The organism is Sporosarcina sp. SAFN-015, from assembly GCF_059415085.1.
The window spans coordinates 88,817-111,028 of sequence record NZ_JBPFDR010000006.1 but is presented as its reverse complement, the minus strand read 5'-3'; the positions used below and the strand labels follow the sequence as shown (position 1 = coordinate 111,028).

At 44.6% G+C, this 22,212-nt stretch carries 20 protein-coding genes and 1 pseudogene; 18 read left to right on the top strand and 3 right to left on the bottom strand.

The annotated features are described in order from the left end of the window. Positions 1-50 precede the first annotated feature (50 nt). On the top strand, positions 51-410 hold the full coding sequence (locus ACR65H_RS12040) for a YhjD family protein (protein WP_440500520.1): 360 nt from the start codon (positions 51-53) through the stop codon (positions 408-410). On the opposite strand, the gene ACR65H_RS12035 is transcribed toward ACR65H_RS12040, so the two are convergent. Then, positions 402-1,055 carry a hypothetical protein gene (locus ACR65H_RS12035; protein WP_440500519.1) on the bottom strand — a complete coding sequence of 218 codons (654 nt, stop codon included), beginning with the start codon at positions 1,053-1,055 and terminating at the stop codon, positions 402-404. The genes ACR65H_RS12040 and ACR65H_RS12035 overlap by 9 nt on opposite strands. Before the next feature lie 198 nt (positions 1,056-1,253). Here ACR65H_RS12035 and ACR65H_RS12030 point away from each other — a divergent pair, with 198 nt between their 5' ends. Both ACR65H_RS12030 and ACR65H_RS12025 read left to right on the top strand, forming a co-directional pair. Then, complete coding sequence (locus ACR65H_RS12030) at positions 1,254-2,114, top strand: ParM/StbA family protein (RefSeq protein WP_440500517.1); 861 nt, start codon at positions 1,254-1,256, stop codon at positions 2,112-2,114. Beyond that, a complete protein-coding gene (locus tag ACR65H_RS12025; RefSeq protein ID WP_440500516.1) occupies positions 2,111-2,368 on the top strand; it encodes a hypothetical protein in 258 nt (85 codons plus the stop codon). The genes ACR65H_RS12030 and ACR65H_RS12025 overlap by 4 nt, the downstream gene beginning before the upstream one ends. On the opposite strand, the gene ACR65H_RS12020 is transcribed toward ACR65H_RS12025, so the two are convergent. Continuing rightward, positions 2,365-3,399, bottom strand: coding sequence for a tyrosine-type recombinase/integrase (locus tag ACR65H_RS12020; protein ID WP_440500515.1), 1,035 nt, complete (start codon positions 3,397-3,399; stop codon positions 2,365-2,367). The two genes, ACR65H_RS12025 and ACR65H_RS12020, sit on opposite strands and share 4 nt — an antisense overlap. An 89-nt stretch (positions 3,400-3,488) precedes the next feature. On the opposite strand from ACR65H_RS12020, the pseudogene ACR65H_RS12015 reads away from it, so the two are divergent. The 3 genes and pseudogenes from ACR65H_RS12015 to ACR65H_RS12005 all read left to right on the top strand — a co-directional run. Continuing rightward, positions 3,489-3,698 (top strand): annotated as a pseudogene (locus ACR65H_RS12015) (sporulation initiation factor Spo0A C-terminal domain-containing protein); the annotation flags it as partial. Positions 3,699-3,807: 109 nt separating this feature from the next. Continuing rightward, on the top strand, positions 3,808-5,397 hold the full coding sequence (locus ACR65H_RS12010; protein ID WP_440500514.1) for a flagellar assembly protein A: 1,590 nt from the start codon (positions 3,808-3,810) through the stop codon (positions 5,395-5,397). Then, on the top strand, positions 5,366-6,094 hold the full coding sequence (locus ACR65H_RS12005) for a glycerophosphodiester phosphodiesterase (RefSeq protein ID WP_440500513.1): 729 nt from the start codon (positions 5,366-5,368) through the stop codon (positions 6,092-6,094). Before ACR65H_RS12010 ends, ACR65H_RS12005 begins: the two co-directional genes overlap by 32 nt. 51 nt (positions 6,095-6,145) lie before the next feature. On the opposite strand, the gene ACR65H_RS12000 is transcribed toward ACR65H_RS12005, so the two are convergent. Continuing rightward, complete coding sequence (locus ACR65H_RS12000) at positions 6,146-6,376, bottom strand: DUF2627 domain-containing protein (protein ID WP_440500512.1); 231 nt, start codon at positions 6,374-6,376, stop codon at positions 6,146-6,148. Positions 6,377-6,502: 126 nt separating this feature from the next. Between ACR65H_RS12000 and ACR65H_RS11995 the strand changes: the two genes are divergently transcribed. From ACR65H_RS11995 to ACR65H_RS11940, 12 genes are all read left to right on the top strand, one after another. Beyond that, positions 6,503-8,536 (top strand): sigma 54-interacting transcriptional regulator, encoded by a 2,034-nt coding sequence (locus ACR65H_RS11995; protein WP_440500511.1) that lies wholly within the window; start codon positions 6,503-6,505, stop codon positions 8,534-8,536. 15 nt (positions 8,537-8,551) lie between these two features. Continuing rightward, positions 8,552-9,460 (top strand): phosphate butyryltransferase, encoded by a 909-nt coding sequence (gene yqiS / locus ACR65H_RS11990; protein WP_440500510.1) that lies wholly within the window; start codon positions 8,552-8,554, stop codon positions 9,458-9,460. Between the two features lie 30 nt (positions 9,461-9,490). Then, on the top strand, positions 9,491-10,588 hold the full coding sequence (gene bcd / locus ACR65H_RS11985; RefSeq protein ID WP_440500509.1) for a branched-chain amino acid dehydrogenase: 1,098 nt from the start codon (positions 9,491-9,493) through the stop codon (positions 10,586-10,588). Positions 10,589-10,637: 49 nt separating this feature from the next. Then, positions 10,638-11,726, top strand: a complete 1,089-nt coding sequence (gene buk, locus ACR65H_RS11980; protein WP_440500508.1) for a butyrate kinase — start codon at positions 10,638-10,640, stop codon at positions 11,724-11,726. 30 nt (positions 11,727-11,756) lie between these two features. Next, positions 11,757-13,184: a dihydrolipoyl dehydrogenase gene (gene lpdA, locus ACR65H_RS11975; RefSeq protein ID WP_440500507.1), complete on the top strand. Its 1,428-nt coding sequence runs from the start codon at positions 11,757-11,759 to the stop codon at positions 13,182-13,184. Between the two features lie 78 nt (positions 13,185-13,262). Further along, the gene (locus ACR65H_RS11970; protein ID WP_440500506.1) at positions 13,263-14,270 is read left to right on the top strand and encodes a thiamine pyrophosphate-dependent dehydrogenase E1 component subunit alpha; all 1,008 of its coding nucleotides are present in this window, start codon (positions 13,263-13,265) and stop codon (positions 14,268-14,270) included. Next, positions 14,270-15,253 (top strand): alpha-ketoacid dehydrogenase subunit beta, encoded by a 984-nt coding sequence (locus ACR65H_RS11965; RefSeq protein WP_440500505.1) that lies wholly within the window; start codon positions 14,270-14,272, stop codon positions 15,251-15,253. The genes ACR65H_RS11970 and ACR65H_RS11965 overlap by 1 nt, the downstream gene beginning before the upstream one ends. A 21-nt stretch (positions 15,254-15,274) precedes the next feature. After that, on the top strand, positions 15,275-16,585 hold the full coding sequence (locus tag ACR65H_RS11960) for a dihydrolipoamide acetyltransferase family protein (RefSeq protein WP_440500504.1): 1,311 nt from the start codon (positions 15,275-15,277) through the stop codon (positions 16,583-16,585). A gap of 190 nt (positions 16,586-16,775) precedes the next feature. Further along, complete coding sequence (locus ACR65H_RS11955; protein WP_440500503.1) at positions 16,776-18,449, top strand: methylmalonyl-CoA mutase family protein; 1,674 nt, start codon at positions 16,776-16,778, stop codon at positions 18,447-18,449. Further along, positions 18,446-20,599 (top strand): methylmalonyl-CoA mutase, encoded by a 2,154-nt coding sequence (scpA, locus tag ACR65H_RS11950; RefSeq protein WP_440500502.1) that lies wholly within the window; start codon positions 18,446-18,448, stop codon positions 20,597-20,599. Before ACR65H_RS11955 ends, scpA begins: the two co-directional genes overlap by 4 nt. 32 nt (positions 20,600-20,631) lie before the next feature. After that, entirely contained in the window at positions 20,632-21,681 is a 1,050-nt protein-coding gene (meaB, locus tag ACR65H_RS11945) for a methylmalonyl Co-A mutase-associated GTPase MeaB (RefSeq protein ID WP_440500701.1), read from the top strand. 115 nt (positions 21,682-21,796) lie between these two features. Then, positions 21,797-22,207, top strand: a complete 411-nt coding sequence (locus ACR65H_RS11940) for a BrxA/BrxB family bacilliredoxin (protein WP_440500501.1) — start codon at positions 21,797-21,799, stop codon at positions 22,205-22,207. Positions 22,208-22,212: the final 5 nt, after the last annotated feature.

The window sequence follows — 22,212 nt, the reverse complement described above, 5'->3', positions numbered from 1 at the left end:
TGCACTACGAATACGCGTTCGCTATAATTGTCTGAAAGGAGGTCGCTTCTATGCCGTTCATTTCCGATGAATCTCTACAACATTTCGAGAACGCGATATACTTGCCGATGCTACTTACGATACTTGCGCGTGATCGAGAAGCCGTCGAACGTAGCGCACTCAAATTCCAAGCGCCTTATTTGCGTCTGATTGACGCCGCAATAGACGCAGTACAGCGCGACAATAAAGTGACTGCCGACTATATGCGTGCAAACAAGTTACGGCTGGAACGCGGCAAAGTTGGCGATACGTTTACGAAATACATATTTTATCACGGCGGCTATACGGACGAGCGCAGCTATTTGAATGCTAGGCTGAAAAACCGTTCGGAGGAGTTACTCGAAATCTACTTATCGCGCGGATCAATCTAGGTTCCAGCGGTACGTTTCCGTATCGACGCATTCCGGCGTAATAGGCTTCGAGAATAGTTTAGGACGCTTCTTCGGGCCTTCGATAAATGCGACGAACTTATCGTTCCACGTCTCCTTGTACGGATTCTGATGATTGACATATTTCATTAGTTTCTTCATTTCAGCAATCGTGATTTCATCGAAGTGCATTCTATTATTCTGAAATCGGATAAGGCGTTGAAGTACGCCAACATGCTTAATCGTTTTTTCGAGCACTAATCCTACGGCGCGGGAGTCCGAAATGCCAAGCATATCCGCATACATATCTACGTCATGGTAGCCGTCTTGCGTAAAGCGGATGCTAATGCGTTCTGTAGGTCCTACTAGCGGCACGTCTTTCAAGGACGGATTGTCGGCATGGCTTCGGTAGACCGAGTTCTCGAATCTTAAATCGTCCTTCTGAAAATACCTCGCAAACCACTCTACAATCTCACGCTCACTTGTACCGTAGTTAAACAATAAGTCGCATGTTTTTGATATAGGTTGATCGATTATATATGATAGTCTTTCAATTTGTTCTTTTAATGTTCTGGATATAGTAGGCTGTACGTGCACTTTATCATCAATCGACGACTTGCGTTCAGCTTTTTTCTTTTTCCAAAACAACTATCGCCCTCATTTCGCTATATTTGCCCGTATCTGTGGCAGAAAACGGACTTATTTTAGCTTATGGCGTTAATCCGACGAATATTCAACGCAAACTCAACGTAGTATGTTTTACGAGCGTTAAACTGACGTAAAACGGACGCAGCCTAAAATCGTCGTTTTGTTATACGCTCGTATAACGAAAAGGAGGCGCATTTCATGTCAAAGTTGATTCTCGGAATCGATCCGGGGAATTATCGCGGCAAGACGGCGGGGCCTTACGGTGTGGATTCGTATAGGACGGCAATTTGCGATTGGTTCGAGCGCAACATCGAGGAAGATTTCGGCGAAGACGATATGGAGTTCGCGTATGAGGGACGCAAAGGTTACGCAGGCACGCTCGCAAGCTACGAGGACCAATTCGGCGGCGGCGCTATGTACGGCGACAGCAAGGCGCATGATGATACGTTGATACGCGTACTGCTCGCAATCTATCGCTACACACAAAAATACTGCCCCGGCTACGAGCGTTTTGACATCGTAGTGGGGCAGCCGATTATTTCGCACAAGAAGTCGGAGAAGACGAAGCTGGAATTACTATTGCGCGGCACTCACGTTATTACGGTCAACGGGCGCCAGTTTACGTACATTATTGATCGCGTCGGCGTCGCGGCGGAAGGCTCGGGCGCATTCATGGCGGCACCGCGCGAAGGGGTGTTTCGCATCATAGACGTAGGCAGCGGCACGGTCAACTGTGCAACGATAAGCGACCACCGACACATCAACACGGCGTCGGCTACGTTCAATTACGGCGTCGAAACCACGGGCGGGCGCGCTAATATCGACGCTATTGCGCGGGCAGTCGTACGCTCAACTACGCAGCTTAAATGGCGGCAGGCGGACAATGTACTAGTTTGCGGCGGTATCGCGTCTGACTTACTGCCGTTGCTTACGGAGCATTATACGGAAGTTACGCCGTTAATACCGCAGCTTAACGCGCACAACGGTATGCAGATTCACCTACCGACATTTGCGAATGCGGTCGGTTTCTACGAAATCGCAAGGTTGACGTATGGATGAATGCGAAAGAAAATAGGTCGATTAAAGGCGTCTCATTTTCGCACGACAACGACTACGAAGCCGAGCTATACGCGTTTGCGACCGATCCTGCACGCGGCAAGTTCAGTCACTACGTTAAGCGTCTGATTGACCGCGACCGCGCAAGCTTGGCGCAACCTGCCTTAAATACGACGCCAGCGCCTGTCGTAGCCGACGCTATAACCGCGCAGCCAGCCACAAGGGTCGGCAAGACTATCGCAAAGTCGTTCCTTTAGCGGAACTTGACGTTACCTCGCGGCTTATTGCGCTTGCCCGTTAGCGATTCGATAGGCGACGCCTTGTCGTGCACTTCCTGTAGGTCGGCGCTGGCATATCGTACGTACTTTTGCGTCATCGAAATGTCCGTATGTCCGAGTATTTTCATTAGCGCAAAAGGGTCGCCACCGTTACGCAGGAACTTGATTGCGAAATAATGTCGGAAGGTATGCGGACTTACGCGTGCTTTTATCGGCACAAGCGACCGGCGCGCGTATTTCTTTAGGTTCTTCGCAAAGTTGTCGCCGATAAGCTGATCGCCGTATTGCGTTAGAAAAACGAACTCCTCACTGTTCGGGTCGTCGATGCCGATGTAATCGAATAGCTCGCGCAATAAATCCGCAGTCGTCCGGCTGATTGGTACGATGCGCGCCTTGCGATTCTTCGTAATTTCCGCGCGCAAGATGATTTGGCGGTAGACTAAATCGAAGTCATTGCGCACTAGCGCCGTCATTTCTCCGACACGCATGCCGGTGTCCGCAATCAGCGCCATCAACGTATAGTCGCGCAGTCCCGTGTAGGTACGACGACGTGGCGCGGCAAGTAGCGACTCTATTTCAGCGTCCGTGAATATTTCGAATGTGTCGACGTCCTCCGTCTGCAAGCCGACCTGTTGCGCAGGGCTGGCGTTGATTAGGCGCTTCTTGACGGCCCAATTGTAGAATACGCGCAAGACGCGCAAGGCGTTGTTTACAGTGCGCGCCGACACGCCTACGACGTCGGAATGGTTCGTAGGATGGTCGTCCCACTTCGTCTTCTCAAACGTCAGCCAGCGTACATAGGCACGCACGCAATCGTCTTCTGCGCCAGTATAGCCGTTGTCTGCGCAATACTTTCCGAAGTGGCAGAGTGTCTGCCGGTAAGTCTTGATCGTCTTCTCGCTGCGCTTTTGCAGGCGCTTGTCGTCGATGAATAGTTCGACTGTTTGTTCGTAATTGAATTTCCGTTGGAGTTCGAGGTTTTCCTTCCGTTTAAATTCGAATTTCCTCATAAGTTAGCACGTCTCCTACTGCGATAAATTTACGTCTGTTTGTCCGCTGAATTGTCAAGTGATTGCCGAAAGTTTGTCAGAATGAATTGCCGGATATTGCAGAGAAATATAAAACAACCCCATCTCGTGTCGAGCGTGCAATTCGGCATGCAATTGAAGTTGCGTGGAACCGGGGGAATTACGACGTCATTTCAAAAACATTCGGCTATACAGTCCATCATTTGAAAAGCAAGCCTACCAATAGTGAATTCATTGCAATGATTGCAGATAAAATACGTTTAGAGCATGTAGCAAGTTAATTGGTATCATTGAATAATTTCCTTTTCCGACACCGCGATTTCAGCGGTGTTTCTTTTTTAACAATGCATTGTGGAAATATTGTTTTAACTTTATAATGGAAAGGATGAGTTGAATAGTAAATGGGGTGTTGAATTGTTAGTTCAAAATGATTTTTTTAATTTATATGTAACGGGTGAAGATGTATTAATCGACTTGAATAAAACCGGATTTCCTTTAAAATCATTTGACATGATTATCAATCAAAACCCAAGAGTCAAAATCAGCTCTTTTCCTGCGTTGAGAAAAGCTTTGACGGAAGTTGGGAATGGACATAAAATTGGACATTATTTACCTCTTATCGACGTTATCGTATCACCTGACAAGATGAAAGCAGAAGTCATCATTAATATGACAATAACTGAATTTCAATCTGAGAAGCACCAACTGCTTCACCTTATAAAAAAAACATTGGAGGACAACGGCATCGTCTTTGGTAAGATAGACTTGAGAGAAGATGATCTTTTTCCAGGGGTTGCCATCCTGGCTGCAGTCGGGCGGGAGCCAGAGAAAGGCGCAGATGCCCAAATTACATATATAGAGAAACCGGAAAAGAGGCCGGTCATACGTGAAGACGGCCTGGCGGATTACTACGAAATGAATTTTGTTACTCATGTTGAAGAAGGTGACTGGTTAGGCGAAAAAATACCGCCTGCAGATGGGAAACCTGGAAAGGACATATTTGGAGACGCGGTTGATGCGATACGAGGCAGTGACGAGAAGCTTCGGTATGACCGGAAATCCGTTGTTGAAGTTGAGGAGCAGGAGAAAGTCGTTCTTCGTGCCCTTTTCGGCGGTGCGCTTGAATTCGTAGACGATTACGTGAGCGTTGGAAGACATTTGATTATCAATGGGGATGTCGGCCATGAAACGGGATCGATTACGTTTGATGGCGCTGTCACCGTATATGGTACGGTGATGGCAGGATTCTCTGTAAATGCAACAGGAGATATTTCCATTGAAGGGAACGAAGGCGTGACGAATGCCAAGGAGATCTGTTCTTCGGAAGGAGATCTGTATATTAAAGGCGGCGTTTTCGGAGGAGATATATCCCTCATTGAAGCAAGTGGAGATATTTTCATCAAACACGCAAATAATTGCAAGATCTTTGCGAAAAACATAAATGTCGGCTTATATATATTGGGTTCTGATGTAGTTGGTGAAACTGTTACCGTTGATAAAAACAGAGGGAAAATAATCGGAGGCCGAATTGAAGCTCTTTTCAAGATTGAATGCGGATTTGCGGGCAATGCCCATGAAAGAACAACCCATTTGTACGCAAAAGGGATTGATAAAGATTTAATTTATCAAGAGATTCAACAAATGGCTTTGGAACTGAAAGAGCTGCAAAAAACGTCTCAGCATCTCGAAACCCAATTAACAGTAATTGGTAGCCAGCAATCTAAACAACTAGAAGGAGAGCAAGCGGACGCATACACAAAACTGAAAATGACACTAAAAGCAAGCAGGGATAAAATGTTTGACCTTGATCGGGAAATACAGACTGGACTCTATAAAATAAAAACAGCAGTACCGCCGCGAATTGAAGTTGCGAAGGAAGCTTATCCAGGGGTCATCATCCAAATCGGCCAAAAATCTAGCTTGCTCAATAAAACGACAAGAGGTGTATTTGAAGTTGTCGATAACGTCCTTAATGTGTAAGCCAATCGTATTTGCTCATAGAGGTGCGTCCGGAATCTGTTTTGAAAATACGATGAGTGCATTTAAAGAGGCAGTAAGGCAAAAGGCGGACGGCATAGAACTTGATGTTCAGTTGACAGCGGATGGTGTTCCTGTAGTTCTTCACGATGTTGATCTATATAGGATTGCAGGAATACGAAAAAGGGTTTCATCCATTCACTCAAGTGAGCTAGCTGGCGTGAAAGTTGGCGGGAAATTGTTCAGGCGCTTCATGGGGCATCGTATACCATCATTAAGGGAAGCTGTTACATTCTGCGAATTGAACCGCTTAGCCTTAAACATCGAGTTAAAGGAGACGGTTTCGGAAAGGCCAGAAAATTTGAGGGCGATCATCGATATGGCCATTATGTTGGATAACGTCCATATATCATCATTCGATTCCGAAATACTTAAAAATGTAAAAGCTATGGAGCCTACTATCGAAACAGCTTTGCTCGTCAAAAGAAAAACGACAGAATGGAACCGATTGGAGAACTACTATTATGTGGACGGGTTCAATTTTCATAAACGACTATTGAAGGAACCATATAGCAGCGCTCTAATTGCAAGCGGAAAAAAATTACGAGTCTATGGCATGACCGGCAAGGAAGCAATCGCTGCCCAACCACCTTCCTACATCAGCGGCTGGATCACAGACTACCCTGGCAGGTTTAAATGAAAAAGACATCGGCGAAAATTAGCCGATGTCTTTTTAATTTTACTAGAACTATTACTTGAAACGCTCTTGAACTCGTCCCTTCCGGCGATCGCGACGTAGGAGGAAACCTGCAAAAAATGCAAGACCTGCGCCGAACATGAGAAAGCCGACCGTAAATTGGAGCCAGATGAAAGGAAACGGGCTGAATTGGATTCCGAATAGAGAATCACGCATAAGCTTAATGCCACCAGCGGTGATAAGTATTGGAATCAACAGAACGATAAAAGCCGCCATACGTGCCATAATATCAATCTCCTTACTAAAATTAATTTTACCCGCTCAACAATTATTGTCAAGGACAGTACAATCGTGTATGATGAATATAGATTTGCAAAAGATTGCATGGTGCTAAAAGGAGATTGAATATCCTTGCAAAATGTACTCATTATTGGAGCAGGATCCGGAGGCACGAAAATACTGAGCCTGCTGTTAAACTCAAATTTCATGAATGTGTCGGCAATTGTCGATATTGATGAACAGGCACCAGGACTTGTAATCGCCAAGAAACTAGGAATCTCGCACGGCTCCGATTGGAAGCGGTTCTTGACAGATGAAGTCCATATCGTTTTTGATGTAACAGGGGATAAAGCAGTTTTTGATGAATTGATGAAAAGCATTCAAATGCATACGTTATTGATTCCTGGTTCAGTGGCGAATCTACTCGTAGGCCTCTTGAATGAAAATGATCAAATCATCCGGAAAATTCAAACGGAAATGGATAGGCAACAACTCATTTTTAATTCAATTGATGAAGGCATGATTGGGATTGATCGTGAGGGTAATATTGATTTTATTAATGAAAGCGCTTGCACGATGTTGGAAGTTTCTGATTTTGATGCAATCGGCAAATCAATTTTTGAAATCATACCAGATAGCAAATTGGTCAGAGTCCTTGCATCAGGGATGCCCGAAGTGAATGACGAGTTGATTTTGCCGAACGGAGTAAAAATTGTAAGCTCCCGTTATCCGCTCATTTCCGCAGATGGGAAAACATTCGGCGCGTTTGCGGTATTCAAGGATGTGTCGGAAGTTGTCAAACTTGCGGAAGAAATTACCGATTTGAAATCAGTTAAGACGATGTTAGAAGCGATCATCCATTCAAGTGATGACGCAATATCAGTTGTAGATGAAAAGGGAAATGGCATACTTGTCAATCCTGCGTACACCCGCATAACTGGCCTATCTGAAGATGAAGTGATCGGGAAACCGGCTACAGTCGATATTAATGAGGGCGAAAGTATCCATATGAAAGTATTGAAGACGAAACAGCCAGTCCGAGGAGTCAATATGCGGATCGGGGAAGACAACCGGGATGTCATCGTAAATGTCGCTCCTATCGTTGTCAATCAGCAAGTGAAGGGCAGTATTGGCGTTATCCATGACATTACAGAAATGCGCAGTCTAATGAAAGAGCTTGACTGGGCAAGGCAAACAATTAGGAAATTGGAGTCGACTTGTACATTTGATGATATACATGGAAGCTCATCGGATATCAGTCTTGCAATTGATCAGGCGAAGATTGCTTCGAAATCAGATGTTCCTGTAATTTTACGCGGAGAAGCGGGGTCAGGGAAAGAATTGTTCGCAAACGCAATCCATAGCGGAAGTAATAGGAAGTCAAGCAAGTTCATCCGATTGAATTGCAGTGCAATCGACCCGGCTGTAATGGAAAAGGAAATATTCGGGGACGCGGGTATGCAGGATACGAGTTCATTGATAAGGACCGGATTGTTGGAAGAGGTTGGAAGTGGAACTCTCTTTTTGGATGAAGTGACTGATTTGCCTTTATCCGTACAATCTCGGCTTCTCGATTATTTGCAACATGCAATGGCTCGGATGGACGGTCAACACTCTTTAACAACAGCACGAATTATAGTTGCAACTTCTAAAAATTTAGAGAAGGCAATCCATGATGGTACATTCAATATGGATTTATATTATATGCTGAATCGTCTATCAATCCAAATCCCATCACTACGAACGAGGAAAACAGATATCCCCGAAGTGGCCATTCACCTTTTGAAAAAGCTGAATCAGGAATTTGGCATGAATGTAGAAAGAATTTCAAGCGAAGCGATGGAGCGTCTTCAGAGTTATGAATGGCCTGGGAATGTGCGCGAACTTGAAAATGTGTTAAGCCGTGCAATGATTTATATGAAGCATGGATCCGCGGCAATCGGAGAAGAAGACATTCGAAGATCTCTTTTCACGAATGAAGTGAAGGCTGTCGAAGATGTTTTACCTGAAATAAGTACTTTAGCGGCAGTCATGGATGATTACGAACGTACCGTTTTGAAAAAAGCTTTGGATGAACACGACGGCAACAAATCATTGACCGCGAACCGACTTGGCATTTCACTTCGCTCCTTATACTACAAACTGGAAAAATACAAACTGATTTAAAGGGGTGCTTCTGAAATGTCAACACTGGATGCCTTAGTAGAGAGAACAACTTCTTCCAGTACAAGGGTCGTCTCTGTTGCGTGTGCTGCGGATACGGAAGTGCTGGAAGCTGTTGAAATGGCAATTATGAAAGGAATCGCATCTTTTCTTCTTTTTGACGATGAAGAACGTTTACATCAGACAATTAGAGATCGTTTCCCCGAATTGGATGGACATCCTAACATCACGATCATCCATGCTATTAGCAAGGAAGAGGCGGCAGAGAAATCTGTACGTGCCGTCTCTAGCGGGGAAGCACAAGTGCTGATGAAAGGCAACTTGCCGACAGCAGTCGTATTGAAAGCCGTGTTGAACGGAGATTACGGCTTAAGGTCGGGAAAAGTTCTATCCCATGTGGCGGCATTCGAAGTAGACGGGTACGAACGATTGCTTTTCGTCACGGACGCAGGCATGAATATCTCCCCTAATTTGGAGGAAAAAGCTCAAATCATTAGGAACTCTGTGGCGACCGCAAGAGCATGCGGAGTGCACCTGCCAATTGTTGCTCCACTTGCAGCAATCGAGACGGTCAATCCGGTAATGACGCCGACAACTGATGCTGCATCACTCGTTGTCATGAATCAAAGGGGACAAATAAAGGATTGCATCATTGACGGGCCGCTCGCCTTGGATAATGCGGTATCGATTGAATCTGCTAGGCATAAAGGGATAATGAGCGAAACGGCAGGACGTGCTGATATTCTCGTCGTGCCATCAATTGAGGCAGGAAATATATTATATAAATCACTTATGTATTTCGCAAAAGCAAAAGTCGGCGGAATCATTCAAGGCGCCAGAGCGCCAATCGTGTTAACATCAAGATCGGATAGTGCTGAAACAAAGCTTTATTCATTAGCATTAGCTATACTGTCATCTAAAAAATAATTACGGAAAATCCGAAGGAGGAACTGCATTATGGAAATTTTTAAATATATGGAAACTCACGATTATGAACAATTGGTCATCTGCCAAGATAAGACGTCAGGATTAAAGGCAATCATCGCAATCCACGATACAACTCTTGGACCTGCACTCGGCGGTACACGTATGTGGACGTATGCAAGTGAAGAAGAAGCAATTGAAGATGCACTTCGACTAGCAAAAGGCATGACATATAAAAACGCAGCCGCGGGACTAAACTTAGGCGGAGGCAAGACCGTCATTATCGGAAATCCTAAAACAGATAAAAATGATGAAATGTTCCGTGCGTTCGGTCGTTTCATCGAAGGATTGAACGGAAGATATATTACCGCAGAAGACGTTGGTACAACTGAAGAGGATATGGATCTGATCCATTTAGAAACTGATTATGTAACAGGTGTTTCCGCAGAGTTCGGTTCTTCTGGAAACCCTTCTCCTGTAACAGCTTTCGGTGTTTATAAAGGGATGAAAGCAGCAGCTAAAGAAGCTTTTGGAAGTGACTCCCTTGAAGGCAAGACGGTAGCTGTACAAGGCGTCGGAAACGTTGCTTACACTCTTTGTGAATACTTGCATGAAGAAGGCGCAAAGCTGATCGTAACTGACATCAATAAAGAAGCGGTCCAACGTGCAGTTGATGCATTCGGCGCAACGGCTGTCGGTACGGATGAAATTTATTCCCAAGATGCTGATATCTTTGCACCTTGCGCACTAGGTGCCATCATTAATGACGAAACGATTCCACAATTAAAGGCTAAAGTGATTGCTGGCTCAGCAAATAACCAATTGAAAAACCCGGAACACGGGGATATTATTCACGAAATGGGCATCGTTTACGCACCAGATTACGTTATCAATTCAGGTGGAGTTATCAATGTGGCGGATGAGCTTGCAGGTTATAATCGGGAACGCGCATTAAAACGGGTTGCGGGCATTTACGATACGATTGAAAAGATTTTTGCAATTTCTAAACGTGATAGCATCCCTTCGTATGTTGCTGCGGATCGGCTTGCAGAGGAACGGATCGCTCGTGTAGCAAAATCACGAGGCCAGTTCCTTCAAAATGAAAAAAGCGTCCTATCGAAAAGAAAATAAAACAGCCTTTTAAAATCAATACTTTAGAAAGTACCGACCGATAGGAGGGATGGCGGTGCAAAAGAAGAGCTTCCGGATCCTTGTCATTAATCCAGGATCCACATCTACGAAAATCGGTGTGTACGATAATGAACAACTCATTTTTGAGAACACATTGAGACATCAAGCGGAAAAGCTTGCACAGTTTATTTCTGTCATCGATCAATACAATTTTCGAAAAGATGCCATCCTTTCTTCGTTGGAAATTGGCGGCATTCAATTAACAGACCTGGATGCCGTCTGTGGAAGAGGCGGATTGCTCCGACCGATTTCAGGCGGTACATATATGGTCAACGAAGCAATGCTCAGAGACTTGAAAAACGGATTTTCAGGTCAACACGCATCCAATCTAGGCGGCATCCTTGCAAATGAAATAGCAGCTGAAGTAAATATCCCTGCATTCATCGTCGATCCGGTAGTTGTCGACGAAATGCAGCCGATTGCCCGTATTTCAGGTTTTGAGCCAATTAGTAGAAAATCTATTTTTCATGCGCTGAACCAAAAGGCTGTAGCGAGAAGATATGCGAAACAGGTTGGCAAAAATTATGATGAGCTTCGATTGATCGTCACACATATGGGTGGCGGCATAACAGTTGGCGCACACTGTTACGGCAAAGTGATAGATGTCAACAATGGCTTGCATGGCGATGGACCGTTCAGCCCTGAACGGGCAGGAACAGTTCCTATCGGCGAATTGGTCGATCTATGTTATTCAGGAACTTATTTTAGAAAAGAAATTATGGCGAAACTTGTCGGTCAAGGCGGTCTCGTCGGGTATTTAGGGACGAACGATGCTGTTGCCGTCGAAAAGAGAATAGCAGCGGGAGACGAGAAAGCGGCGTTATTATATGAAGCGATGGCTTATCAAGTCGCAAAAGAAATTGGAAGCGCTGCAACTGTTCTTGAAGGCAAAGTTGACGCAATTCTTTTGACCGGCGGCCTTGCATACGGCAAGGAATACGTAGAAATGATCGCTAACCGCGTCGGATGGATTTCCGAGGTAATCACCTATCCGGGAGAAGATGAATTGCAAGCTCTTGCAGAAGGTGCTCTACGGGTCATGAACGGTGAAGAGCAAGCAAAAAACTATCCTGCTTGATGGATAGCTAAATGGAGGCCTTGATTACTAATGGCAAACGAATATGATGTAGTGATATTAGGCGGAGGCACCGGTGGATATGTTGCCGCAATTCGAGCTGCACAATTAGGACTTAAAACGGCGCTTGTGGAAAAAGATGCGCTCGGCGGAACATGCTTACATAAAGGGTGTATACCGAGCAAAGCATTATTGAAAAGTGCAGAAGTCTTTCAAATGGCAAAGAACGAAGCTGCCCACTTTGGTGTCGATACGAAAGAGACCTCATTGAATTTCGCACGAGTGCAGGCAAGGAAAGACGAAATTGTTCAACAGCTGCATAAAGGTGTCATCGGACTTATGAAGAAAGGCAAAATTGACGTGTATGAAGGTTACGGCCGCATGTTAGGGCCATCGATCTTTTCCCCGATGCCTGGAACGATTTCTGTTGAAATGAACAGCGGAGAAGAAAATGAAATGCTCGTTCTGAAAAACCTCATAATCGCAACCGGTTCCAGACCCCGCACTTTACCGGGATTGGAAATAGATGAACGACAAGTTCTGTCATCGGATGGTGCTCTTAAAATGATGGAACTTCCGAAATCAATGCTCATAGTTGGCGGCGGAGTCATAGGAATCGAGTGGGCTTCAATGTTGAATGATTTTGGTGTGGATGTCACGGTAATCGAATACGCAGATCGAATCATCCCGACGGAAGACGGGGATATTTCAAAGGAAATGAAAAAACTGTTGACGAAAAAGGGAATAACTTTCGTAACAGGAGCAAAAGTTGCAGCAGACACTCTAACAAAAACTGAAGGGTCTGTAACGATTTCTGCAGAAGTTTCTGGGGAAATGCAGGAATTTACAGCTGAGAAAATGCTCGTTTCAGTAGGAAGACAAGCGAATGTTGAAGGAATCGGCATTGAAAATACTGAAATTCAAATTGAAAAAGGTTTTATTAAGACGAAGCCGACTTTCCAAACGAAGGAAAGCCATATTTACGCAATCGGAGATGTGATTGGTGGTCTTCAGTTAGCCCATGTAGCTTCTCATGAAGGCATTTCTGCCGTTGAGCATATTGCAGGACACACGACTGAACCTATCAATTATACGAATATTTCCAGATGTATTTATTCAAGTCCTGAAGCGGCGAGCGTCGGTCTTACCGAAGCGCAAGCTAAAGAAAAAGGCTTTGACGTTAAAGTTGGCAAGTTTCCATTCGCTGCAATTGGCAAAGCGCTTGTAAATGGAAATGCCGACGGTTTTGTGAAAATTATCGCCGATAAAAAATCAGATGATATATTAGGCGTTCATATGATAGGCGGGCATGTGACAGACTTGATTTCAGAAGCTGGCTTGGCAATGGTTCTAGATGCAACCCCGTGGGAAGTGGCTTCAACCATCCATCCACATCCGTCATTATCTGAAGTGATCGGAGAGGCATCCCTTGCAGTGGATGGCATAGCAGTTCATATGTAATACAAATTGCCGGGAACGGCTTTCTGTTATAATTCAAACACCGATCATTTGAATTGGATTAAGAAGGGGGTTTCTTACGTGGCTAAAACACGTCATGAAGAATTGGGATTGACGAATGAGGACGTATTGGAAATTTATGAAACGATGGTTATGGCTAGACGATTAGATGAGCGTATGTGGCTTTTGAATCGTGCAGGTAAAATTCCGTTTGTCATTTCATGTCAAGGTCAGGAAGCGGCTCAAGCGGGAGCTGCATATGCACTCGATAAAGAAAAGGATTGGATTGCACCATATTACCGTGATATGGGCGTTGTTCTTCACTTCGGCATGACACCGAAAGAATTGATGCTTTCGGCTTTCGCTAAAGCAGAAGATCCGAACTCGGGCGGTCGTCAAATGCCTGGTCACTTCGGTCAGCGGAAAAATCGCATTTTGACGGGGTCTTCACCTGTCACGACACAACTTCCGCACGCAGTAGGAGTAGCGCTTGCAGCGAAAATGAAAAAAGAGGATTTCATTACATTCGTCACTTTAGGAGAAGGTTCATCCAACCAAGGTGATTTCCATGAAGGTATGAACTTTGCAGGTGTCCATAAATTGCCGACAGTCATCATGGTTGAAAACAATAAATATGCAATTTCAGTTCCTGTTGAAAAACAACTTGCTTGTGAAAATGTTTCGGACCGTGCCATCGGATATGGTATGCCTGGTGTGACTGTCGACGGAACAGATCCTTTAGAAGTGTACCGTGTTGTTAAAGAAGCGGCAGATCGCGCGCGCAACGGCGAAGGACCGAGCCTCGTAGAAACTGTATGTTATCGATTGACGGCGCACTCTTCAGATGATGATCATCGACTATATCGGGATGCAGAAGAGCTTGAGAATGAGCGGAAACTTGATCCGATCCCTAAGTTTGCATCTTATTTACGAGAAACAGGCGTCATCGATGAAGCATACGAAAAAGAGCTAGAAGAACGCATTATGGCAATCGTCAATGAAGCGACAGACTATGCGGAAAAAGCACCTTATGCAGAACCGGAGTATGCGCTTCGACATGTTTATAAAGAAGAAGGGGGGAACGAATAATGGCCGTCATTTCGTATATTGATGCTATTACCCTTGCCATGAAAGAAGAGATGGAAAGGGACGAAAATGTATTCGTTCTTGGAGAAGACGTTGGAAGGAAAGGCGGCGTTTTTAAAGCGACGACCGGCCTCTACGATCAATTCGGTGAATACCGTGCGCTCGATACACCGCTAGCGGAATCAGCAATTGCTGGCGTAGGGATTGGTGCTGCAATGTATGGTATGCGTCCAATCGCAGAAATGCAATTCGCGGATTTCATTATGCCTGCGGTAAACCAAATCGTGTCCGAAGCGGCGAAGATCCGTTATCGATCCAATAACGATTGGTCTTGTCCAATCGTAATCCGCGCTCCGTTCGGCGGTGGGATTCACGGCGCTTTATATCATTCCCAATCGGTTGAGTCGATGTTCGCAAGTACACCAGGCTTGAAAATCGTCATCCCTTCAACTCCTTATGATGCGAAAGGTTTGCTGAAAGCGGCGATAAGAGATGATGATCCGGTACTCTTTTTTGAACATAAACGAGCTTACCGTTTAATCAAAGGCGAAGTTCCTGAAGAAGAATACGTACTTCCAATCGGAAAAGCTGATGTGAAGCGTGAAGGGGAAGATATAACAATCATCACATACGGATTATGTGTCCACTTCGCTTTGCAGGCTGCCGAAAGAATGGCGGAAGATGGAATCTCAGCGCATATTCTCGACTTGCGAACTGTCTACCCATTGGATAAAGAAGCAATCATTGAAGCCGCTTCTAAAACAGGAAAAGTATTGCTTGTCACTGAAGATAACTTGGAAGGCAGTATTATGAGTGAAGTATCCGCTATTATTGCCGAAAACTGCCTATTCGATTTAGATGCACCGATTAAACGTCTTGCAGGGCCTAATATTCCGGCAATGCCATATGCGCCGACAATGGAGAAGTTTTTCATGGTCAATCCGGATAAAGTTGAAAAAGCAGCACGAGAGCTCGCAGAATTTTAATCGGAAAGGAGGTAATATGTTATGACAATCGAAAAAATTGAAATGCCCAAGCTCGGAGAAAGTGTTACAGAAGGCACTATTGAAAAGTGGTTAGTAAAGCCTGGAGATGTTGTGAATAAATACGATCCATTGGCTGAAGTGAACACAGACAAAGTAACTGCTGAAATACCTTCCTCCTTCACTGGAACAATTAAGGAAATCATCGTCCAAGAAGGAGAGACTGTAGAAGTTGGAATCGTCGTTTGCACAATCGAAACAGAAGGCGGTTCAGAAGCTCCGGTTGAAGCAGTCCCTGCAAAAGAAGAACCGGCAAACGAAATGCCAGCAGCGGGCTCCCAAAAACCAGCTGCACCGATCAAACGTGAAGCAGGGGCAGGGCGTTTTTCACCAGCGGTCATGAGATTGGCACAAGAGAACAATATTGATCTTTCACTTGTCCAAGGCTCTGGAAAAGAGGGACGTATCACACGGAAAGATATCCAAAGTATTATTGATAGTGGAGAAATTCCGACCGACAAATCGGTGCAAATCGAACAGACACCGAAAGAGGTGGAACAACAACCGGCGGCAACTGTACAAAGTGTATCCTCGACTAAGCCTGCAGAACCAACTTTAGTTCCAACTGCTGCTGGTGATATCGAAATACCGGTCACGGGCGTACGGCGTGCAATTGCGACGAATATGCTTCGCTCCAAGCACGAGGCTCCGCATGCGTGGACGATGATTGAAGTGGATGTAACGAATCTTGTTCAGTACCGCGATTCATTGAAGAATGATTTCAAGCAGAAGGAAGGATTCAATTTAACCTATTTCGCCTTCTTCGTGAAAGCAGTTTCCCAAGCATTGAAAGAATTTCCGATGATGAATTCCATGTGGGCAGGAGATAAGATCATCCAAAAGAAAGACATTAACATCTCCATCGCAGTAGCGACAGAAGATGCTTTATTTGTACCGGTCATTAAACATGCTGATGAAAAAACGATTAAAGGAATCGGTCGCGATATTAATGACCTCGCGTCGAAAGTCCGTTCCGGCAAATTGAAGTCAGATGAAATGCAAGGTGGTACATTCACTGTAAATAACACAGGTTCATTCGGGTCGGTCCAATCGATGGGTATTATCAATTACCCACAAGCGGCAATTTTGCAAGTCGAATCGATTGTGAAACGTCCTGTCGTTATGAATGGCGGAATGATTGCGGTACGCGATATGGTTAATCTCTGTCTGTCGCTCGATCACCGCGTGCTTGATGGATTAGTCGCTGGCCGTTTCCTAGCACGCGTCAAAGAAATCCTTGAAAGCATTTCAGCAGATAACACTTCTGTCTATTAATTACGAGCAAAGCCGTCTCTCTGTGAGAGGCGGCTTTTTCTCTATACTTTTCAAGCAATCAATCTTTATCCTGTTTGAGCTTTCAAAGAAATAGCTAGTCAGGTAAACTATAAGTAGTTGATGATTAATTTGACGCAAATTACATATTTACAGAAAGATACTATCAAGCTCAGCGAAAGGGGTAACCTTAGTGACTGTTGATAAGATGAAAAAGACGACCTTTGAAAAAGCAGGTTTCGAGCAATGGAAAGAACTCGCTATTACTTCTTTAAAAGGAAAGCCATATGCGAAATTGACGACAGCGACATTAGAAGGCATTGAGCTCCAGCCGCTCTATTTTGAAAAAACAGAGCTCAACAGCTCATCTGCAGTCCAATCGATGAAGCGTAGTGCCGGTTGGATCATTGCACAGCAAACAATCGCTGCAAGCAGTGCTGAATTCTTGGGACAATTGGAGGATTCGCTTGAAAAAGGGAATGAAGCAATTGTTTATGATGGCGGGCATCCGTTTGACTGGAATGATGATCAGCTCTTGCACTTATCATCATTCTTAGCTAAATACCCAGTATTTCTTTTCAACGTTCGTAATGATGACCCGATTTTAAGGGCATTTGATTTTGTCCATCATGAACTGAGGGAAGCGGTTACCGGTATCATCCAGGTGAGCGATTGGACTATTCCAGTCGGTTATAAAGGTATTCGAACAACAGGGGCAGATGTATGGAATGCTCATCATGAAGGTGCGGATGCAGTGACTGAGCTTGCCATCGTATTGGCAGAAGCTTCTCGTATTTCAACTAGCTATGAAAGTTTTCAAACATTTGCGGACAATTTCTTCGTCCGTTTTCCGATTGACACCCATTTCTTCATGGAAATCGCTAAACTAAGAGCTTTTCGAGTGTTATGGCAGGCGTTTGCCAAAGCTTATAATGTCGATGTATCACCGTTTGTACCAGTGTTGGCAGTAACGTCATTACGCTCTTTTTCAAAGCTAGATCCATACGTTAACATGCTGCGTGCAGGAAATGAGACATTCGCCGCAATTCTAGGCGGAGCCGACATTATCCAAGCGCATCCTCACAATATATTGACTGGCCCGAATGCAAGTTCAATTCGGTATAGCAGAAATATGCAACTCGTTTTAAAGGAAGAGACATATGTAGAAAAAGTTCTTGATCCCGCCGGCGGCTCATATTTCATTGAAAAACTGACAGAAGAACTTGTGGAAAAGTCTTGGAATTTATTTATTGATATTGAACGTACTGGGGGTATTGAAAATTTCCTTAAAAGTGGCCGCTTAAACGAACAGTTTTCAAAGCTGCAATTAGAAACGGCGACCGGGAAAAAGGCTCTCATAGGCACGAATGTATATGCTGAAATTGGACCGACAAACTTTGATGATTGGAATGGCCTTCAATCTAAATCGCGTCTGGCCGAACCATTTGAGAAACTGCGTCTTTCATTTAGTGAAAATCAACCAAAAACTGCAATACTCGTATTTGGTAAATTGAAAGATTTCAAGCCACGGGCTGATTTTGTAACAGGATTCTTAGCCTCAGGTGGAATTAGAAGCAATTGGAGCCCGATCTTTGAAAGTGCCGATGAAGCTGTTGAATGGTTACATAATGAAAAACCGGATTATGCAATTGTTTGCGGTACTGAAGAAATGATAGAAAATATTATGGAACCTCTACTTGAAAAGCTGCCGACAGGCATTTTGCTTGATGCTGCAGGAAAGATCAATGAAGAAACATTGAATGACTGGCAGCAAAAAGGTCTTAACGGAATGATCTACAACGGTCAGAATAAAATTAAGAAATTGCAAAAAGTGTTTGTTACGTGGCAGGGAGGTCTTCAGAAATGAATAAACCCAATTTCAACAAAGTTGATATAAGTAAAATAAACATCTCTGTAAATTTGACTGGAAATGAAACGCCTTTCCTTACGAATGAAGGCATATCCATTAAATCAATGTACAAGATTGATGATATAGAAAGCATTGATCATTTGGAAGACATGCCAGGCATTGCTCCAAACACAAGGGGGCCATACCCAACGATGTATGTCGCTCGACCGTGGACTGTTCGCCAATATGCCGGCTTTTCAACTGCTGAAGAAAGTAATGCTTTCTATAGAAGAAACTTGGCGATGGGGCAAAAAGGATTATCAGTCGCTTTCGATTTGGCGACACACCGAGGATATGATTCAGATCATCCTCGCGTGACAGGTGATGTAGGTAAAGCCGGAGTGGCAATTGATTCTGTCGAGGATATGAAAATCCTTTTTGACGGCATCCCGCTTGACCAAATGTCCGTCTCGATGACGATGAATGGAGCTGTGCTGCCAGTAATGGCGTTTTACATCGTGGCGGCAGAAGAACAAGGTGTAACCCCTGAGAAGCTGGCAGGTACGATTCAAAATGACATATTAAAAGAGTATATGGTGAGAAACACTTACATCTTTCCACCTGAAATGTCGATGCGGATTATCGCTGACATTTTTGAATATACATCCAAAAATATGCCAAAGTTCAACTCAATCTCCATTTCCGGCTATCATATGCAAGAAGCAGGAGCGACCGCGGATATCGAGCTTGCTTATACATTGGCAGACGGGCTCGAGTACGTGCGCACCGGATTGAAAGCTGGCATTGACATCGATTCATTTGCACCGCGTCTTTCTTTCTTTTGGGCAATCGGCATGAACTATTTCATGGAAATTGCGAAAATGCGGGCGGCACGTAAAATTTGGGCACAAATGATGCAGACTTTCAATCCATCCAATCCTAAATCCCTTGCATTGCGTACGCATTCTCAAACGTCAGGTTGGAGTTTGACGGAACAGGATCCTTTTAACAATGTTACACGTACATTGGTGGAAGCGAATGCAGCCGCAATGGGTCATACCCAATCATTGCATACAAATGCGCTAGACGAAGCGATTGCGTTGCCAACTGATTTTTCAGCACGAATTGCAAGGAACACTCAATTGTTCCTTCAGGAAGAAACGAATATGACGAAGACGATCGATCCGTGGGGCGGCTCCTATTATGTCGAAAGGTTGACTGCTGACCTGATGGAAAAAGCATGGGATCTAATTGAAGAGATTGAGGTGCTTGGAGGAATGGCAAAAGCAATTGAAACCGGCTTGCCTAAAATGAAGATCGAAGAAGCCGCTGCCAAACGTCAAGCAAAAATCGATTCTCGGACGGAAACGATTGTCGGTGTGAATAAATACCGGCTTGAACAGGAAGAGCCTATCGATATATTGGAAATCGATAATACAGTCGTACGTCAAAAACAGATTGACCGTATCCGACAAATGAAAGAAAAACGAGATGAAGTGGAAGTCAAGAAAGCCTTAGAAGCTATAACCGAGGCTGCTCGCAGTGGAAACGGGAATCTCTTGGCGTTATCGGTAAATGCGGCTCGAGCTCGGGCGACAATTGGAGAAATATCCGATGCAATTGAAAAAGTATCCGGAAGACATAAAGCGGTCATACGTTCTGTAAGTGGCGTCTACAGTTCGAATTTCTCAAATGCGGAAGAAATCGATGAAGTGAAAGAGATGACGGATGAGTTTTTGGAAAATGAAGGTCGCCGCCCTCGTATTCTCATAGCAAAAATGGGACAGGACGGTCATGATCGCGGAGCGAAAGTCATTGCCTCATCATTTGCGGACTTAGGATTTGATGTAGATATCGGACCTTTATTCCAGACCCCTGAGGAAACTGCTTTGCAGGCAGCGGAAAACGACGTCCATGTCATCGGAGTGAGTTCACTTGCTGCTGGACATAAAACTTTAGTGCCAGCATTGCGGGATGAACTTTTGAAAATCGGAAGGGAGGACATTTTAATCGTCGTTGGAGGCGTAATTCCAGCCCAGGATTATGAATTCCTAAGAGAAAACGGTGCGACAGCCATTTTCGGACCAGGTACAGTCATACCTGTCGCTGCCCAGAAAGTGATCGAAAACATTTACCGTGCTCTCGGTTACGAGGAAGTGACGGAGTGAGCAAGAAAGAACATTTGCGAGATGACAGTGCAATGCACGTAATGGATGGCATTGAGTCAAGGCATGACGGAATTGTTGGCTCAAAACGCAAACGATTTATTAAAAAAGAAAAGAAAATCGAAATCGATTTATTATATGATGAAATACGCAAAGGCTCGAGGCTGCATCTATCCAAAGCGATCACCTTATTGGAAAGTCGGGCGGAACATGACCAGAAGGCAGGGCAGGGGTTGTTACGAAAACTGCTGCCGAATACAGGAGAAAGCATCCGTATCGGCATTACCGGGGTGCCTGGAGCGGGAAAGAGCACATTCATCGAAACGTTCGGTCTTCTATTGGCAGAGGCTGGCCATAAAGTGGCCGTCCTTGCCATTGATCCGAGTTCAACGGTGACTGGTGGGAGTATATTAGGCGATAAAACTAGAATGGAGGCGCTCGCAAAGCATCCGAACGCTTTCATTCGCCCCTCACCATCTTCCGGAACCCTAGGTGGCGTCCATAAAAAGACACGCGAAACAATGCTGCTTTGCGAAGCTGCGGGATATGACATCATTCTCATTGAAACAGTCGGTGTTGGTCAAAGTGAAACTGTTGTAAGGGGAATGGTCGATTTCTTCATGTTGCTCGTATTGACTGGTGCAGGTGATGAGCTGCAAGGCATGAAAAAAGGGATTATGGAATTGGCGGATTGCATGATTGTCCATAAGGCGGATGGGGAGAATTTAAAACTGGCCAAAAAGACGGTTAGGGAATACCGCCAAATCCTTCATTTCCTTCAACCTGCGACTCCTGGGTGGTCGACGACTGCATTGCCTGTCTCTTCACTGGAACGAACAGGTTTTGAAACTGTGTGGGAAACGATAGAAACGTTTTACGAAAAAATGGAAGCAAGCGGCGTTTGGCATGAACGAAGACAGTCTCAGACAAAAGATTGGTTTCATTCTATGATCAGGGATCGGTTGATCGATAGTTTCTTTTCACAGCAAGGGAAAAAAGAGCTTGTTGCCGATCTGGAAAAACAATTGCTGACAGGCGAAATGACAGTTGCAAGTGCTGTGGACGCCATACTTCCAATGGATTGACAACATACATTGCAAGGTAAACTAAGCACTCTCTGTAAGCTCGAAATTCACTTTTTTGCAAGTCTAACAGCCAACTGATATGATGAAAATATATTTTGAAAGGGGCCAATTTACAATGACAATGGATTTTAATTTTTATATGGAAGATATTACGAAGCAAGCACGCTCCGAAATGGAAGCAAGCGGCTACGAACAACTAACAACACCTGAAGAAGTGGAAGAGGCATTCAAACGTCCAGGAACAACGCTTGTCATGGTTAACTCTGTTTGTGGCTGCGCAGGTGGGATTGCACGCCCAGCCGCTGCACACGCGGTCCATTATGATAAACGACCTGATCATCTCGTCACTGTGTTTGCAGGGCAAGATAAGGAAGCAACTGCATATGCACGTATGATTTTCGGTGAAGACCATCTACCTTCATCTCCATCCTTCGCATTACTAAAGGACGGTAAAATAGAAAACGTGAAATTGAACTTGGCGGAGGCGACGAACGGATTGCGAAACAGCATGAAAAAGGTAAACTGACAGCC

Coding starts and splice junctions, on each gene's coding strand:
- ACR65H_RS12040 (WP_440500520.1), top strand. CDS start 51: ATGCCGTTCATTTCCGATGAATCTCTACAACATTTCGAGAACGCGATA.
- ACR65H_RS12030 (WP_440500517.1), top strand. CDS start 1,254: ATGTCAAAGTTGATTCTCGGAATCGATCCGGGGAATTATCGCGGCAAG.
- ACR65H_RS12025 (WP_440500516.1), top strand. CDS start 2,111: ATGAATGCGAAAGAAAATAGGTCGATTAAAGGCGTCTCATTTTCGCAC.
- ACR65H_RS12020 (WP_440500515.1), bottom strand. CDS start 3,399: ATGAGGAAATTCGAATTTAAACGGAAGGAAAACCTCGAACTCCAACGG.
- ACR65H_RS12000 (WP_440500512.1), bottom strand. CDS start 6,376: ATGGCACGTATGGCGGCTTTTATCGTTCTGTTGATTCCAATACTTATC.
- yqiS (WP_440500510.1), top strand. CDS start 8,552: ATGTCAACACTGGATGCCTTAGTAGAGAGAACAACTTCTTCCAGTACA.
- bcd (WP_440500509.1), top strand. CDS start 9,491: ATGGAAATTTTTAAATATATGGAAACTCACGATTATGAACAATTGGTC.
- buk (WP_440500508.1), top strand. CDS start 10,638: ATGGCGGTGCAAAAGAAGAGCTTCCGGATCCTTGTCATTAATCCAGGA.
- lpdA (WP_440500507.1), top strand. CDS start 11,757: ATGGCAAACGAATATGATGTAGTGATATTAGGCGGAGGCACCGGTGGA.
- ACR65H_RS11965 (WP_440500505.1), top strand. CDS start 14,270: ATGGCCGTCATTTCGTATATTGATGCTATTACCCTTGCCATGAAAGAA.
- ACR65H_RS11960 (WP_440500504.1), top strand. CDS start 15,275: ATGACAATCGAAAAAATTGAAATGCCCAAGCTCGGAGAAAGTGTTACA.
- scpA (WP_440500502.1), top strand. CDS start 18,446: ATGAATAAACCCAATTTCAACAAAGTTGATATAAGTAAAATAAACATC.
- meaB (WP_440500701.1), top strand. CDS start 20,632: ATGCACGTAATGGATGGCATTGAGTCAAGGCATGACGGAATTGTTGGC.
- ACR65H_RS11940 (WP_440500501.1), top strand. CDS start 21,797: ATGACAATGGATTTTAATTTTTATATGGAAGATATTACGAAGCAAGCA.